The sequence below is a fragment of the Pseudomonas sp. Marseille-P9899 genome (genome assembly GCF_903166565.1).
Classification (GTDB): Bacteria; Pseudomonadota; Gammaproteobacteria; order Pseudomonadales; family Pseudomonadaceae; genus Aquipseudomonas; species Aquipseudomonas huaxiensis.
The window spans coordinates 220,315-234,990 of the sequence record NZ_CAESCG010000002.1; the positions used below are offsets into that span (position 1 = coordinate 220,315).

Below are 14,676 nucleotides of genomic sequence, written 5' to 3' on the forward strand. Positions count from 1 at the left end.
GTAGTTACTTCAGGGTCAAGGTCGCATCGTGAATATGACTGAGGAATTGCCTCACAAGTGGTCCTGCGTCGCGCCTGTAGGCGATGGCGACGGTGCTGACGCAGCCTGGGTCGGCCATCGGCAGAAAACGTACCGACGTCGGGGCGATGTCCTGCATGCAGCGCGGCAACAAGGCGACGCCGAAGCCGGCCTGGATCAGTTGCAACTGGGTGGTCTTGCGCGACACCACCCGCGCCGGCCGCGGGAAAAAGCCGGCGCTCATGCACAGTTCCGCCGACAGGTAACTCAAACCGCCGCGTTGACGATGGGGGATGGAGATGAAGGGTTCTTCCCGCAGGTCTTGCAGGTGCACGCTATCGTGCGTCGCCAGCGGATGGGTATCGGCCACCGCCAGCAACAGCGGCTCTTCGAACAACGCTTCCACGCACAGGCCTTCATGCTGGCGTAGCACCGGAAGGCGCAGCAGGCCGATATCCAGACGACCGTCGGCCAACTCTTCTAATTGGCCTTCGGACGAAAGCTGGGCTATTTCCATGGAGACCCCGGTGTTCTCGCGCAGATAGCCGCCCAGTCGCTCAAGCAGCGTGCCGGTGAGCGGCACCGTGCTCGAATGGCTCAGGCGCAGGCTGCCGCGCAGGCCCTGGCCGACCTCGCGGGCGAGGGTGCTGGCCTTGTCCAGGTCCTGCAGCAGATGGCGTGCCCGTGGCAGGAAGGCCAGGCCGGCGGCGGTCAGGCGCGGCTGGCGGGCGGTGCGTTCGAACAGGGCTGTGTCCAGTTGCTGCTCCAGTTCGCGGACCTGCCGGCTCAGAGCCGACTGGGCAATGAACAAGCGTTCAGCGGCGGCGCTGAAGCTGCCGCTTTCGGCGATTTCAACGAAGTAGCGCAGTTGGCGGGTAGAAATCATGAGCTATGCCGTTTTGAGATGGCTGATGGCGATATTGCATATTAGTCGGCATAAGTGCCGACTGGTTAAGGTGATCTGAAACTTCTGCAAGGTGCTTCCCGAATGCTGTCGGATCTGTTCGCCCAATTGCCGTTTTCTACCCTCGACTGGCTGCCGATCCTGCTCGGTGTGGCCGCCGCCTATGTGGTGTTCGGCATCGCCGGCTTCGGCACCGCGCTGGTCGCCGGGCCGGTGCTGATCAACTTCATGCCGCTGTCGCAGATCATTCCGTTGCTGGTGCTGCTGGATTTCGTCGCCGCGTTCGGCAACTGGCTGCCGGCGCGCAAGGCGGTGGTCAGGAGCGAACTGCTGCGCCTGCTGCCGTTCATGGCGCTGGGCTGCACCCTCGGGGTGATCTTTCTGCTCAAGCTCAAGGCCGATGTGCTGATGCTGCTGATGGGCCTGTTCGTCACTGCCTATGCAATCTATAGCCTGGCGGTGAAGGTCAAACCGGCCAACCTGTCGCCCGCCTGGGCGGTGCCGACGGGGACGGTGGGCGGCCTGCTCGGCGCCTTGTTCGGCAGCGGCGGGTTTTTATATGCGCTGTACCTCAATGCCCGGCTGACCTCCACCGAGCAGGCGCGGGCGACCCAGAGCGCGCTGATCAGTTGCAGCACCGTAGTGCGCCTGAGCCTGTTCCTGATCGCCGGGGTCTACGCCGACTGGCCGTTGCTGCTGCTCGCGGTGTGCCTGCTGCCGATGATGTTCCTCGGCCTGCGCATCGGTCGCCGGCTGACCCTGAACATGTCCCGCGAAGCCTTCGTGCGGCTGGTGACCTGGCTGGTGTTGGGCAGCGGCATCGCGCTGATCGGTCGTTACCTGAGTGAGGTAAACTGGCAGCTTTGAGCACGTCTGGCCGCTGTCATGATTACCCAGAGCATCATCGTTCCCCGCATGTCCACCATCCCCGTGCACGAAGCCCGTGCGCGGGCCATCCTGCGCTGGCTGGTGCGCGAGAAGATCGTCGAAGAGGGCCTCAGCACCTGCGGCCTCACCGGCAGCCGCATGGGCCACGCCATCGGCGAAGGTGCGCGCAAGGTGGTGGAGCGGCCGGAATTGCTGCCGTATGGCAAGCGCATCAACGGTCTGGAAGTCATCACCAAGCGCTGCATCTATACGCCGCTGGATGATTTCCTCGAAGAAGCGGGCTGCCCGGAATGTCGCCGGGAGGTCGGCGAGGCGCTGTTCGACAGCCTGGAAGACTGGATGCCGGCGCAGACCGACAACTTCACCTGCCCTGAATGCGGCCATGAAGACGACATCAACGGCTTTTTGTTTCTGCAGCCGTGTGCCTTTTCCAACCTGGGCTTCATCTTCAACGGGTGGGCCGACGCCGGTTTCAAACAGACCTTCCTCGACGCCTTCGCCGACTGGCTGGATCAGCCGGTGGCGGTGGTGCGGGTGAAGCGGCCAGTCAACTGACCGAAGGCCCATCTTTGCATTGAGTGAACAGGCGCGCATGAGTATAATGGCGCGCTTCCATTTTTCCCGCCCGGGAGCCCCCGCGATGCTGCGTATCAGCCAAGAAGCCCTGACCTTCGACGACATTCTCCTTGTACCTGGCTACTCCGAGGTACTTCCTAACGAAGTCAGTCTCAAGACCCGTTTGACCCGTGGCATCGAGCTGAACATTCCGTTGGTTTCCGCCGCCATGGATACCGTGACCGAAGCCCGCCTGGCCATCGCCATGGCGCAGGAAGGCGGCATCGGCATCATCCACAAGAACATGACCGTCGAGCAGCAGGCTGCCGAAGTCCGCAAGGTCAAGAAGTTCGAGGCCGGTGTAGTCACCGACCCGATCACCATTGACGCCGACGCCACCGTTCGCGACCTGTTCGAACTGACCCGCCTGAACAACATCTCCGGCGTACCGGTGCTGAACAACGGCGACCTGGTCGGCATCGTCACCTCCCGTGACGTGCGCTTCGAAACCCGCCTGGACATCGCCGTCCGCGACGTGATGACCCCGAAAGAGCGTCTGGTCACTGTCCGCGAAGGCGCCGACAAGAACGAAGTCCGCGACCTCCTGCACAAGCACCGTCTGGAAAAAGTCCTGATCGTCGATGGCGACTTCAGCCTGAAAGGCATGATGACCGTCAAGGACATCGAAAAAGCCAAGGCTTACCCGCTGGCCAGCAAGGACGACCAGGGTCGTCTGCGTGTCGGCGCCGCTGTCGGCACCGGCAAGGACACCGCCGAGCGCGTTGCCGCACTGGTTTCCGCTGGTGTTGACGTGGTGGTGGTGGACACCGCTCACGGCCACTCCAAAGGCGTGATCGACCGCGTTCGCTGGGTCAAGGAAACCTTCCCGCAAGTGCAGGTGATCGGCGGCAACATCGCCACCGGCGCTGCCGCCAAGGCCCTGGCTGAAGCCGGCGCTGACGCGGTCAAGGTCGGTATCGGCCCTGGCTCGATCTGCACCACCCGTATCGTTGCTGGTGTCGGCGTGCCGCAGATCAGCGCCATCGCCAACGTCGCCGCCGCCCTCGAAGGCACCGGCGTTCCACTGATCGCCGACGGCGGCATCCGCTTCTCCGGTGACCTGTCCAAGGCCATCGTCGCAGGCGCTTCGTGCGTGATGATGGGTTCGATGTTCGCCGGTACCGAAGAAGCACCGGGTGAAGTCGAGCTGTTCCAGGGCCGTTCCTACAAGGCTTACCGTGGCATGGGCTCGCTGGGCGCCATGGCTCAGGCACAGGGTTCCTCGGACCGTTACTTCCAGGATTCCTCGGCCGGCGCCGAGAAGCTGGTTCCGGAGGGCATCGAAGGCCGCGTTCCTTACAAAGGCGCACTGGCCGCGATCATCCACCAGTTGATGGGCGGTCTGCGTTCCTCGATGGGCTACACCGGCAGCGCCGACATCGAAGAAATGCGCACCAAGCCTGAGTTCGTGCGCATCACCGGTGCCGGCATGGCCGAGTCCCATGTGCATGACGTACAGATCACCAAAGAAGCACCAAACTACCGCGTAGGTTGATGCTCCTGGCAACACCGTTAAGCGGGGCTGTTATCGAACAGCCCCGCGTCGTTTCCGATTACCACTGACGAGATTGAGTCATGGCCCTCGACATTCACGCTCACCGCATCCTGATTCTCGACTTCGGTTCCCAGTACACCCAGCTGATCGCCCGCCGCGTGCGCGAAATCGGCGTGTACTGCGAACTGCACCCGTTCGACATGGACGATGAAGCCATTCGTGCATTCAACCCGCGCGGCATTATCCTCGCCGGCGGTCCAGAGTCCGTCCACGAAGCCAACAGCCCGCGCGCGCCGCAGGCCGTTTTCGACCTGAACGTACCGGTACTGGGCATTTGCTACGGCATGCAGACCATGGCCGAGCAGATGGGCGGCAAGGTCGAAGGTTCGGACCTTCGCGAATTCGGTTATGCCCGCGTTGACGTGGTCGGCAAGAGCCGCCTGCTCGACGGCATCGAAGACCACGTCGACGACGACGGCGTCTTCGGCCTGGACGTGTGGATGAGCCACGGTGACAAGGTCACCCAGATGCCGAAGGACTTCCACGTCCTGGCCAGCACCCCGAGCTGCCCGATTGCCGGCATGTTCAACGATGACCGCGGCTACTACGGCGTGCAGTTCCACCCGGAAGTGACCCACACCAAGCAGGGCGGTCGCATCCTGTCCCGCTTCATCCTCGACATCTGCGGCTGCGAAGCCCTGTGGAACGCCTCGAACATCGTCGAGGACGCCATTGCCCAGGTTCGCGAGCAAGTCGGTTCGGCCAACGTGCTGCTGGGCCTGTCCGGCGGTGTCGACTCCTCCGTGGTTGCCGCGCTGCTGCACCGCGCCATCGGCGACCAACTGACCTGCGTCTTCGTCGACAACGGCCTGCTGCGTCTGCACGAAGGCGAGCAAGTGATGGCCATGTTCGCCGAGAACATGGGCGTCAAGGTAATCCGCGCCAACGCCGAAGAGCAGTTCCTTGGCAACCTGGCCGGTGAGTCCGACCCGGAGAAGAAGCGCAAGATCATCGGTCGCACCTTCATCGACGTGTTCGATGCCGAGGCCAGCAAGCTGGACAACATCCAGTTCCTCGCCCAGGGCACCATCTACCCGGACGTGATCGAGTCGGCTGGCGCCAAGAGCGGCAAGGCCCACGTGATCAAGTCGCACCACAACGTCGGTGGCCTGCCTGAGGAAATGAACCTCAAGCTGGTCGAGCCGCTGCGCGAACTGTTCAAGGACGAAGTCCGCAAGATCGGCCTGGAACTGGGCCTGCCGTACGACATGGTCTACCGTCACCCGTTCCCGGGCCCGGGCCTGGGCGTGCGTATCCTTGGCGAAGTGAAGAAGGAATACGCCGACCTGCTGCGTCGTGCCGACCACATCTTCATCGAAGAACTGCGCAAAGCCGACTGGTACCACAAGACCAGCCAGGCCTTCGTAGTGTTCCAGCCGGTGAAATCCGTTGGTGTCGTCGGCGATGGCCGTCGCTACGCCTGGGTCGTCGCACTGCGTGCCGTCGAGACCGTGGACTTCATGACCGCGCGCTGGGCGCACCTGCCGTACGAGCTGCTGGAAACTGTCAGCGGCCGGATCATCAACGAGATCGAAGGGATTTCGCGGGTGACCTACGACGTGTCGAGCAAGCCGCCGGCGACGATTGAGTGGGAATGATTGGATGCCCGGCTCTGACGGGCACCCACTAGCAAGAAAATACCTGAAGCCCGCGTAATTGCGGGCTTTTGGCTTTTTGGGGCTGGGAACTTCCCATTGCGTAGAGCGCTGATTCCCTGTTTCTTTTAGTGAAGGGCTACCGGCGTCCGTCGCACACGGGTGATTCGCCGATGCGGCCTTGCTTGCACAGGTCGAGATTATCCCGGCGCGAGAACCCTGCGTCCTTCATGCAGTAGAAGCGCATCAGCACAACATCAATTGGTGAATCGTCTCCCGTTCCCACCAGGTTGGTATAACCGCATGCGCGCATGGCGCTCTTGACGCCCTCCTGAGAGACCCCGCTTTTTTTCCATTCGGTAAAGATCGGCGGCGGCGGTTGAAAGCCCCTTCCTGTACAGCCCACCAGTAACACCGCGCAAAAACTCAACAGCAGGTTCCTGGTAAACATGGTGTTCTCCCTCACGGTATGACTCGGACAACATGTGAGACGCCGTTGTCTGAATCTATTCAGAAAGGCCTGCGGCATTCCCACTTGCGGTGTGTGAACGATCATTACCGGCGGCCGTCGCACACGGGGGATTCGCCGATGCGGCCTTGCTTGCACAGGTCGAGCTTATCCCGGCGCGAGAACCCTGCGTCTTTCATGCAGTAGAACCGGGTCAGCACAACATCAATCGGCGATTTGTCTCCCACGCCATCAAGATTGGTATACCCGCAAGCACGCATGGCGTTGTCGACGCCGGATTGGGATTCTCCCTTTTTGTACCATTGCGTGTAGTCCCCTGGCGGCGGTTGGAAAGGGGTACAGCCCCCAACTACCAGAAGGCTCAGGCCCAGCAACTGATTGCGCGTCAACAGCATCACATTCTCCATGTCCATAAATGGCCGGACTTCGCCCGGCTATCTCCGTTCAGCACCTTCAGACACTCTCTCAGGCGCGAGTGTTCAAGCCTGTGAAGCACCGACAGCGCCCCTAGAGCTTTCGTTCTACAGATGGCTCTACCCAGGCCGTCCCCTGGACGGTTCAGGGATCGAATGAAAACTGGGCTGGCGTTTCCATTAACAATGACTGTCGCTTCAACGCGGATATTTGCTGTGCGTCAGTTGAGTTTCCTTCCCGCCTGACCTAAGTTCCTTGCGATTCGACATTCCCTTCTACACTCTCGAGAGGATCGGTTACATGCTTTCCAGCGACCCGCATGACCGTCGTTCGGCACCTGAAACCTGTATTCAGAGCACCGCTTTCCCTGTGGGTGAAGCGCGTTTCCTATCCTCTCCATGCTAGTCATTCGCCGCGAGCAGATGCGCTTCTTCGAAGAAGCGAGCTGGGACCGCTTCTTCGACAGCGTGATCGAGCGTGCGCACATCGAGACCCCCGATGCCTGCCGCGACAGAAAAACGGCTGATCTGCGTGCATTACTGCGCGACGTGGTCCATGAGGTCCAGGCCTATGGCGTCATTCTCACCGACGACCTTCGCCGACTCTGTCTGCTCGCGATTCGAATCGGCATGGACCCCGTAGATCACCAGATCCTCGGGCCGATACTCCGCGATCCTGATCTCCTCGGCGCGGGCAAGCTCGACGCGCTCGAGCGCGCAGCGAGGTGACGCATGGCATTCCTTGAAGCGCGCTCGGGGCCGCCACCGGGATCGCCGGGAAGTGCAATCGTGCCATGCACCCACCCGCGTGGATTCCTGGTCATCCAGGTGCGCAATCGGCGTGCGAACGGCCAGCCCGTGCTCGCGAATACCGATATCAAAGTGAGGGTCGAAGGCTACCCTGGGCAGGATCTGACCACCGACGGCAACGGCCTGGTTACCCTGGTCTACGAAGCGGCCGCGGACTTCGCAAACGCCGAGGTCGCTGTTTTCCTTCGTGTGCCCGCCCGGTTGTGGGAAGGGCGGGGGACCACCGCAGGCGTTGCCGCCAATCCAACGGGGGTGGCAAACCAGACGGCGGCGCAGATCAGCGTCCCGGTTGCGGGGACGTTCACCCTAAAGGTCCGTGTGACGACGCGAAGGCCAGGCGAGGCCGCGGACATCCGCTGGGTACGGGCGTGGAATACTCTTGCGGCGCAGGTCCGGCGGGTGACGACGCCCGATGGTGCTGGTGCCGAGGCTGAGGTCGACACCGATCTGGCCGGCTCGGCCGATCCGGCTCCCGCAGTGGAACTCACTATCGATAACCTCGACTGTGTCTCCTCCCACGACGTCAGCATCCAGAGAATCCTCGGCGCCATCGCCCCGTCGTGCCAGGTGCGACTCTCGGTCGATGGCGTCGCCAAGCCTGTCGCGAGCGCAGTGAACGCCAACCACGACCAGGTTCAGTACTCAAGTCAGGACAACCGCGTGCTTCGCCTGGCTGTCGAGCGCCACGGCGCGGTCATCGACGTCGAGTATTTCGTCCAGTTCAAGCAATTCCTTATCGTTGGTGAAGGGACGTCGTACGAATACGCCGTCAACCTCGCCCAAAAGTTCGGTGATGCCAGCAACGTGGCTAACGGATTTAAATGGATCGTCGTTACTCAATACGACGTCGTCTTGCCCGGCGCTGTCTCCACCAGCATGAGGGTCCTCAACGGGGCCAATGGCGCGGCGATCAACAATCACAACCAGCGACAGAGCGTCCAGGCTGCGCTCGACAAGAACATGATTCGCCGCAACACGCAGTTCGACGCAACGACTCAGGCGCACTGGCAGAATGTGCTCGCCACCTACGGTGCGTTCGACGTGTGCATCTTCAACAACCCCCACATTGGTTATGGCATGCACATGTGTGTCGTGATGGGGTTGACTCAATGGCAAGCAGGCAACAACCCCGCGGACAAACGGGCGCGGAATTACGCCAACAAGAACGGCATGGCGATCAGTGTCTACTCGCTTGGATATAACGGTGCACCGCTTTCCCGTCTTCAGCTCAATCCCCTCCTGGGTCCGGCTGCCCATAGGCACCCGATGGCGACCGTCAATTCAATCGGCCATCAGCGCACTTTTGTGCGAGGAAACGGCGGCGGTCACCTGAACCATCAGAATGCCGCTAACACCGCTGTTGTCGGTCAGTACGACCCCGCGGACTGCTCAGCCATGAACATCGATATCCAGGCTGCATTCGTCTACGAGTCCAACGGAAACGCCATTGTCAATTACGGAGCGCTGAACGAATTCGCGAACAACAACGCTCAAACCCACTACTCGTCCATGAGCGACACGCTGGGGCTTCAGGAGTATCTCCTGCGTTGCTATCGGCATTACGGACCGACGGCTGTCAGGGCTGGTGGATGGCTGTACATCCATGGATCAGCGCACTGGGACCGCAAACTTACCGCTGGGTTCACCTTCGGTATCATTAACGAACCCGCGATGACCAACATCGCACCGTGGGACGGGCGTGACACCTTCGTGCACTACAACACCAACTTCACGAGCAACGACCACCACCCCTCGTGGTATAGCCAATGGAATTTCAATCCAGGCGAGCCCAACATTGAGAACGCGTTCGTCTTCGGGAGACAGTGCTGATGAGTTTTGCCACCGCCATTGCCTTTGAACCCGCTGCGATCTGGATAGGTACGCGTGAAGGCATCCTTGTGCGGCTCGCGGATGAGTCGGCTTGGGGAATGCGTGTGTACACCTCCGGGCCCGTCAGTGCGCTTGCCGTATCCGGTGACGGAGCGTCGCTGCTCGCGGCCGGCCCCGCTGGCGCGGTTTCGGTCCTCAATACAGCCGACGGCTCGCTCATCGACAGCCTTGCGTGTGCGGGCCCTGTGCTTCAAGGCAGCATTGTGGCGCCGCGCACTTATGTCACGGTCGACAACGAGCGTCGTGGGCTCCTCTGGTCGGCGAATGGCGAGGGTCCTATCGGTTCCACGCCAATCTGCGAGGACGGCACAACCGCGGTCCGGTTCGATCGCTTTGGCGGAGGGGAAGCACAACTGACCCTGCTAACGGCCATTGACTGGATGATCTGGGACCGCGCAACGAACAGTGTCGTCTCCGAACACCATCCGATCGACGGCATGCGCCTCGCGTACCTCGACGGCCTTGTCGGCCTGAGTGCAAGCGGTGGGTACTACTTCATTCATTGGGACGACTACCTCGTCATCACCACCGGGACCGAAGATATCGCCTTCGAAGGATCGATCGTCCACCGTGCCCGGTGCGCTGCCCTCAGTGACGATGGGCGTCGACTTGCTGTGGGTACTCGCGACGGGGAGCTCGTTGTCATTGAGGACGGGCAGACCCAAACCATGGCGTTGCAACCGAGCCCCCACGCAATCAGAGCAGTGGTGTGGCAAGCCGATGGTGCCCGGATCGGCTGGATCGACGCGCAGGGCTGCTTCGGGGTCGTCGATGCGAAGAGCGGTTTAGAAGTTGTGGATCGCGCCCGCGGCGTCGAGCTGCTCGGCTGAAGCATTTGGTCGCACGCTGCGGACTTTTTTGTGGCGGGTGAGTGATGGCTAGATGCTATGCACACTGACCTTATCCTGACTACAAGCACCCGCTGCGGTGCTAAGTTAGCCGGGCGATCGAGCACGGACCAGGACGGCCTCTCGACCTCTTCGCATTGCCGGACGCGAGGATAACCGGACTGAAATCGTGCCATGCGATGTTCATCGTCATTCCACAGACCAACTCTGAAACTGAAAGGAATCACTCATGTCGCAACAACCTCAATTCGGCTGTGCCTGCTGTACCCCCAACATGCTGCCGCGCTTCGAGCATGCAGCCGAAGCCTGGCAGGCCCTGCACGCCGAGGCCGAGACACTGGCCCCCCATGGCGGTCAGCAAGCCGTGATTTTCTTTGGCGGCAATATCTACCCTGATCCCGAGCGGGCGGGGCAGCAGGTCGAGGCCATCGGTATCGCCGAGGGCGAGGTGAAGGCGAGCGGCGCACTGGACGATGTCCGCAAGGCGATGCAGCAGTACAAGCCGGTCGATCGCCAACTGAAGCCGGAAGAAACCTTGCTGCCCGGTTTGATCGATGCCCATGCGCACCTGATGTCTACCGCACTGATCACCGGATGGACCGATCTGTCGCCCATTCAGGGTCAGAGCCTGAACAGGGAATACAGCATCGCCCACGTCGAGGCCGAGATCGTGAGGGCCGCCAAGGCGGTGAAAGACAAGCCCAAGGATGAGCAATGGGTGACCGGGTTCGGTGTCGACCCCTCGTTGATGACGCATTGGGAGGACATCCAGGCGTCCACGCTTGATAGCCTCTACCCCGAGCTGCCTGAGCTGAAGATCTTCCTGCTCAACGCGTCCGGTCATATCAGCTATGCGAACACCCAGGCCCTGAAGCTGGCCGGTCTCGACAAGGAATACAAAGATGGCGTCCTGACCGAAACCCAATCGGCCCTGATGATCCCGCATCTGCCTAAACCGGGGCCGTTGCAGTTTTTCCGCAACCTGTTACAGGTCTTCAGGGACGCGAACAAGCGTGGCATCACCACGGTATTCGATGCGAGTGTCGGGTTGGTCGGCAAGCAGTATGAAATCGGCCTGATGAGGCTGCTGGCCAAGACTCATGTACTGACGCTGCGGGTAGGCGGGGCCTTGTATGGCAGCGATGACGCCGATCTGAAGATGTGGCTGAAGTCCTACCATCCCGAGCTGGACAGCAAGGGCAACGAGCTGTTCACGCTGCGCGCGATGAAACTGATCGCCGACGGCTCGAACCAGGGGCTCACCGGGCTGCAGAGCGAGCCCTACAAGTGTTGCCATGAGCATCAGGTACCCGGTGTCGGCGCCTACGGCCTGTTCAACTACAACCCGGTGCGCGAACTGGCCAATGTCATGGCCGATGTTACCGCCAAGGGCTGGCCGATCCTGACCCATGCCAACGGCGACGAAGCGATCGACAACGTGCTGTCCGCCTACCAACTGGCCCTGTGCAATCCGCCCACCGACAAGGCCCAGCTGCCCGAGCCGCCGTTCAACAGCGTGCCGGCCTGGGCCAACCAGCGCCACCGTATCGAACACTGCTCGCTGCTGCACGACGACGCCATTGCGCTGATGAAGCGCATGGCGATCTCACCGAGCTTCCTGATCGGTCATGTCGGCTACTGGGGCCAGGCATTCCAGCAAACCATCCTCGGCAAGGAACGCGCCGACATGCTCGACCGTTGCGCCTCGGCGTTGAAAGGTGGCCTGCGCATCAGCCTGCACAGCGACCGTTTCGTCACCCCGTTCGGTCCGCTGCGCTACATGGAACAGGCGATTGGCCGGGTGATGGAAGCCGTGGTGGATGAGCACGATGACAACAAGCGGATTCTCAACAAGGAAGAGCGCCTCGACGTGCACCAGGCCCTGCGCGCGGTGACCATCGATGCGGCCTGGCAATGCCATCTTGACCATCAGGTCGGTTCTCTGCTGCCGGGCAAGCAGGCCGACCTGGTGATCCTGGCCAAGGACCCGCTGCAATGGAAGGCCGCCGATGCGGCTGGCATGCGCGATATCCCGGTGCAGGAAACCTGGGTCAGTGGACGCAAGGTGCATTCGGCGTAATGAGCTGATGGGGCCCCGGCCACTGGCCGGGGCTTTCCTGTCTGGGGGGGGGACGTCAGGTTAGAAACGCCCACTCAACGTCAGCACATATCGCCGCGGCTCACCGTAGAAGTTGGCGTAATCCGAATACCCCACGGTCGAATAGTAGCGCTTGTCGAACAGGTTCTCGGCGTTCAGGGCCAGGCTCCAGTGTTCGTCCACGTCGTAGTGGGCGAAGGCGTTCCATAGGCTGTAGCCGGCCTGGCCGAAACTGTAGGCCTGGCTTTGCTGGGTCAGGTTGCCGTTGCTGTCGCGGACCACGGCACTGCCGCTGACGAAGCTGGCGCTTTGCGCGGTGACTCCGCCGCCCACCTTGAAGGCCGACCACGCGCCCGGTAGTTGATAGGTGGCGAACAGCTTGGCCAGGTGCTTGGGTGTGAGCGAGGTGTAGTCGAGCGAGCTGGCATTCTTTTCGATGTGGTTGTAGGTGTAGCCAAAGGTGGCTTGCAGGCGCTCCAGCACTTCACCGCTGATTTCCAGGTCGATCCCTTTGCTGGTGACTTCACCTTCGCGCAGGTAGCAGCAACTGGCGCCGGTCTGCGGGTTGCTTGACGATCCGCTGTTCGGGTCGCGCACCGCCTCGCCCTCGCGCTTGACGTAGTAGAGCGCGACGTAGGTGTTGAGCTTACCGTCCCACAACGAACCCTTCACACCCAGTTCATAATTGCGCCCGGTAATCGGGTCGAGCGAGCTGCTGCCCGGCAGAGGTCCGGCAAGACGATCGGCCTGGGACTTGTAGATTTCGCTGATGCTGCCGTAGGCGGTCCACTGCGGTGTCAGGGCGTAGGTCAGGCCGGTATAGGGCACCAGCACATTGCTGTCGTCGTAGCGTGACGGGGAAACCACTCCTGTAGCGGTATCGGTGTAGTTGTAGGCGTAGCGGTAGTTGGTCAGGCTGCCACCGATGAACCAGTGCAGCGGTTCGGCCAGTTGCAGCCGCAGGTTGGTGTAGAGGCCATCGCTACGTCTTTTCGTCTGGTTGCTGCCGGTCTGCACGGCTTCGGCCTTGCGGCTCGGATAGTCCTTGGGATCGAAGGCGAAGATGTTCGGCACACTGACGAAACCGCCGGAGAGCAAGGGCGTACGGGTGTCGAAGTCGTGCCACATCCAGCCGGCCACCAGGCTGTGCTCCAGGCCGAAGCGGGTGAAATTGCCGCGCAGCGACAGGTCAACCGAGCGTTCGTGGGCCCTGGCGTCCTGATAACCCCATTCTGCGTTGCTGCCGCTACCGGTGGCGGGGTCGATTGCGCCGTTGAAGTTGTAGTAGTCGCGTTGCGTGAGCAGGCGGGTGTAGAGGGTGTCGAGGTTCAGGCTCCAGTCTTCGCCCAGTTGTTGCTTGAGGGTGGCGAAGTAGCTGTTTTCGCGCTGGGTGAAGTAGTCGTTGGCGCCTGCCAGGAAAAGGCTTCGTGACAGTTTCAGGTCTTCGCCGGTGCTGTAGCGGGGCAGTCCGTAGGTTTGGTCGCTGTCGCGGTAGCGACCGCGGCTCAGGCCCACGAACAGGTTGGTGCTCTCCGTCAGGTCGGCTTCCAGCACCCCGTAGAACAGGTCGTGGTTGGCACTGGCGTCATCCATGAAGGATTGCTTGTTCTGGCTGACCAGTACCGCCCGGCCGCGCAATTTGCCGTCGGCTGCCAGCGGGCCGCTGACGTCCAGTTCGCTGCGATAGTCGTCCCAGCTGCCGGCCGAGGTGGTGATGCTGGCCTGAGGCTCGAAGGTCGGACGCTTGCGCACGAAATTGACCGTACCACCCGGCTCGCCGGAGCCGGCGAACAGGCCGTCGGCACCGCGCAGTACCTCAATATGATCGAAGATCGCCGTATCGGAGTTCTTCCACACGCCATCGGCCATGGACGCGCCACCGTCCACGCGGAAGTTGGTGACTTCAAAGCCCCGCGACAGGTAGCGGGTGGACGTCAGGCTGCCCTCGTACAGGCTGATGCCCGTGGTTTGCGTCATTGCCTGGGCCAGGGTGGTGAGTTTCTGGTCCTCCAGGCGCTGGCGGCTGATGACGCTCACGGTCTGCGGTGTGTCCTTGATCGCCTGCGGAGTCTTGCCGACGGAGACCGAGCCGGTGGTGTAGGACCCGCTCGCTTCGGTGACTTCGCCCAGCCCCTGGGCACTGATCGTACTGGGGGCCAGCACCATGGTGCTGTCGTCCGGCAGTTTCACCAGGCTGTAGCGGCCATCCGCTTCGCGAACGGCTTGCAGGCCGGTGCCACGCAGCAGCAATGCCAGCGCTTCTTCCTCCGAGTATTGTCCGCGCAGACCCGGGGTCCGCATGCCTGCGGTCAGGCGGGTATCGAACGACAACACCACCCCGGCTTGTGCCGCAAAACCGGTCAAAGCTTCGCCCAGGTCGCCTTGTCTCAAGTCGTAGTCATGGGCTGGCGCGGCCAGTGCAGTGGCAGGCCCTGCAAGCAAAAGGGACAGCAGTACGCTGGTGCGCAGATTGGGCGAGCGGCGGGGGAAGCAGTTCGATGTCATGGGGCCTTCTCAAGGATATTCAGCCAGCAAATGCCGGGGTTATCCATGAGTCGGACGAAGGTGCGGAA

At 61.8% G+C, this 14,676-nt stretch carries 12 protein-coding genes; 8 read left to right on the forward strand and 4 right to left on the reverse strand.

From position 1 onward, the window contains the following. Nucleotides 1-4: 4 nt before the first annotated feature. Complete coding sequence (locus tag HWV67_RS10260) at nt 5-904, reverse strand: LysR family transcriptional regulator (RefSeq protein ID WP_175651150.1); 900 nt, start codon at nt 902-904, stop codon at nt 5-7. A gap of 114 nt (nt 905-1,018) precedes the next feature. On the opposite strand from HWV67_RS10260, the gene HWV67_RS10265 reads away from it, so the two are divergent. The 4 genes from HWV67_RS10265 to guaA all read left to right on the forward strand — a co-directional run bounded on the left by HWV67_RS10265 (nt 1,019) and on the right by guaA (nt 5,578). Next, complete coding sequence (locus HWV67_RS10265) at nt 1,019-1,789, forward strand: sulfite exporter TauE/SafE family protein (RefSeq protein ID WP_175651918.1); 771 nt, start codon at nt 1,019-1,021, stop codon at nt 1,787-1,789. Between the two features lie 18 nt (nt 1,790-1,807). Beyond that, the gene (locus tag HWV67_RS10270) at nt 1,808-2,365 is read left to right on the forward strand and encodes a sugar ABC transporter ATPase (protein WP_095154227.1); all 558 of its coding nucleotides are present in this window, start codon (nt 1,808-1,810) and stop codon (nt 2,363-2,365) included. A gap of 85 nt (nt 2,366-2,450) precedes the next feature. Further along, a complete protein-coding gene (guaB, locus tag HWV67_RS10275; protein ID WP_110968169.1) occupies nt 2,451-3,920 on the forward strand; it encodes an IMP dehydrogenase in 1,470 nt (489 codons plus the stop codon). Nucleotides 3,921-4,000: 80 nt separating this feature from the next. After that, complete coding sequence (gene guaA, locus HWV67_RS10280; protein WP_175651151.1) at nt 4,001-5,578, forward strand: glutamine-hydrolyzing GMP synthase; 1,578 nt, start codon at nt 4,001-4,003, stop codon at nt 5,576-5,578. 136 nt (nt 5,579-5,714) lie between these two features. Here guaA and HWV67_RS10285 read toward each other — a convergent pair whose 3' ends face one another. After that, a complete protein-coding gene (locus HWV67_RS10285; RefSeq protein ID WP_175651152.1) occupies nt 5,715-6,026 on the reverse strand; it encodes a hypothetical protein in 312 nt (103 codons plus the stop codon). A 104-nt stretch (nt 6,027-6,130) separates the two neighbouring features. Continuing rightward, nucleotides 6,131-6,439: a hypothetical protein gene (locus HWV67_RS10290; RefSeq protein ID WP_371929292.1), complete on the reverse strand. Its 309-nt coding sequence runs from the start codon at nt 6,437-6,439 to the stop codon at nt 6,131-6,133. Nucleotides 6,440-6,856: 417 nt separating this feature from the next. On the opposite strand from HWV67_RS10290, the gene HWV67_RS10295 reads away from it, so the two are divergent. The 4 genes from HWV67_RS10295 (at nt 6,857) to HWV67_RS10310 (ending at nt 12,085) form a co-directional block, all read left to right on the forward strand. Further along, nucleotides 6,857-7,186, forward strand: a complete 330-nt coding sequence (locus HWV67_RS10295) for a hypothetical protein (RefSeq protein WP_175651153.1) — start codon at nt 6,857-6,859, stop codon at nt 7,184-7,186. A 3-nt stretch (nt 7,187-7,189) separates the two neighbouring features. Beyond that, complete coding sequence (locus HWV67_RS10300; RefSeq protein ID WP_175651154.1) at nt 7,190-9,097, forward strand: hypothetical protein; 1,908 nt, start codon at nt 7,190-7,192, stop codon at nt 9,095-9,097. Next, nucleotides 9,097-9,987 (forward strand): WD40 repeat domain-containing protein, encoded by an 891-nt coding sequence (locus HWV67_RS10305; RefSeq protein WP_175651155.1) that lies wholly within the window; start codon nt 9,097-9,099, stop codon nt 9,985-9,987. Before HWV67_RS10300 ends, HWV67_RS10305 begins: the two co-directional genes overlap by 1 nt. A 247-nt stretch (nt 9,988-10,234) precedes the next feature. After that, a complete protein-coding gene (locus tag HWV67_RS10310) occupies nt 10,235-12,085 on the forward strand; it encodes an amidohydrolase (RefSeq protein ID WP_175651156.1) in 1,851 nt (616 codons plus the stop codon). Nucleotides 12,086-12,145: 60 nt separating this feature from the next. On the opposite strand, the gene HWV67_RS10315 is transcribed toward HWV67_RS10310, so the two are convergent. Next, on the reverse strand, nt 12,146-14,608 hold the full coding sequence (locus tag HWV67_RS10315; RefSeq protein ID WP_175651157.1) for a TonB-dependent siderophore receptor: 2,463 nt from the start codon (nt 14,606-14,608) through the stop codon (nt 12,146-12,148). Nucleotides 14,609-14,676: the final 68 nt, after the last annotated feature.

Excerpts from the sequence above, each read along its gene's own strand:
- HWV67_RS10260 (WP_175651150.1), bottom strand. The coding sequence starts at position 904 with ATGATTTCTACCCGCCAACTGCGCTACTTCGTTGAAATCGCCGAAAGC.
- HWV67_RS10270 (WP_095154227.1), top strand. The coding sequence starts at position 1,808 with ATGATTACCCAGAGCATCATCGTTCCCCGCATGTCCACCATCCCCGTG.
- guaB (WP_110968169.1), top strand. The coding sequence starts at position 2,451 with ATGCTGCGTATCAGCCAAGAAGCCCTGACCTTCGACGACATTCTCCTT.
- guaA (WP_175651151.1), top strand. The coding sequence starts at position 4,001 with ATGGCCCTCGACATTCACGCTCACCGCATCCTGATTCTCGACTTCGGT.
- HWV67_RS10285 (WP_175651152.1), bottom strand. The coding sequence starts at position 6,026 with ATGTTTACCAGGAACCTGCTGTTGAGTTTTTGCGCGGTGTTACTGGTG.
- HWV67_RS10290 (WP_371929292.1), bottom strand. The coding sequence starts at position 6,439 with ATGCTGTTGACGCGCAATCAGTTGCTGGGCCTGAGCCTTCTGGTAGTT.
- HWV67_RS10295 (WP_175651153.1), top strand. The coding sequence starts at position 6,857 with ATGCTAGTCATTCGCCGCGAGCAGATGCGCTTCTTCGAAGAAGCGAGC.
- HWV67_RS10300 (WP_175651154.1), top strand. The coding sequence starts at position 7,190 with ATGGCATTCCTTGAAGCGCGCTCGGGGCCGCCACCGGGATCGCCGGGA.
- HWV67_RS10305 (WP_175651155.1), top strand. The coding sequence starts at position 9,097 with ATGAGTTTTGCCACCGCCATTGCCTTTGAACCCGCTGCGATCTGGATA.
- HWV67_RS10310 (WP_175651156.1), top strand. The coding sequence starts at position 10,235 with ATGTCGCAACAACCTCAATTCGGCTGTGCCTGCTGTACCCCCAACATG.
- HWV67_RS10315 (WP_175651157.1), bottom strand. The coding sequence starts at position 14,608 with ATGACATCGAACTGCTTCCCCCGCCGCTCGCCCAATCTGCGCACCAGC.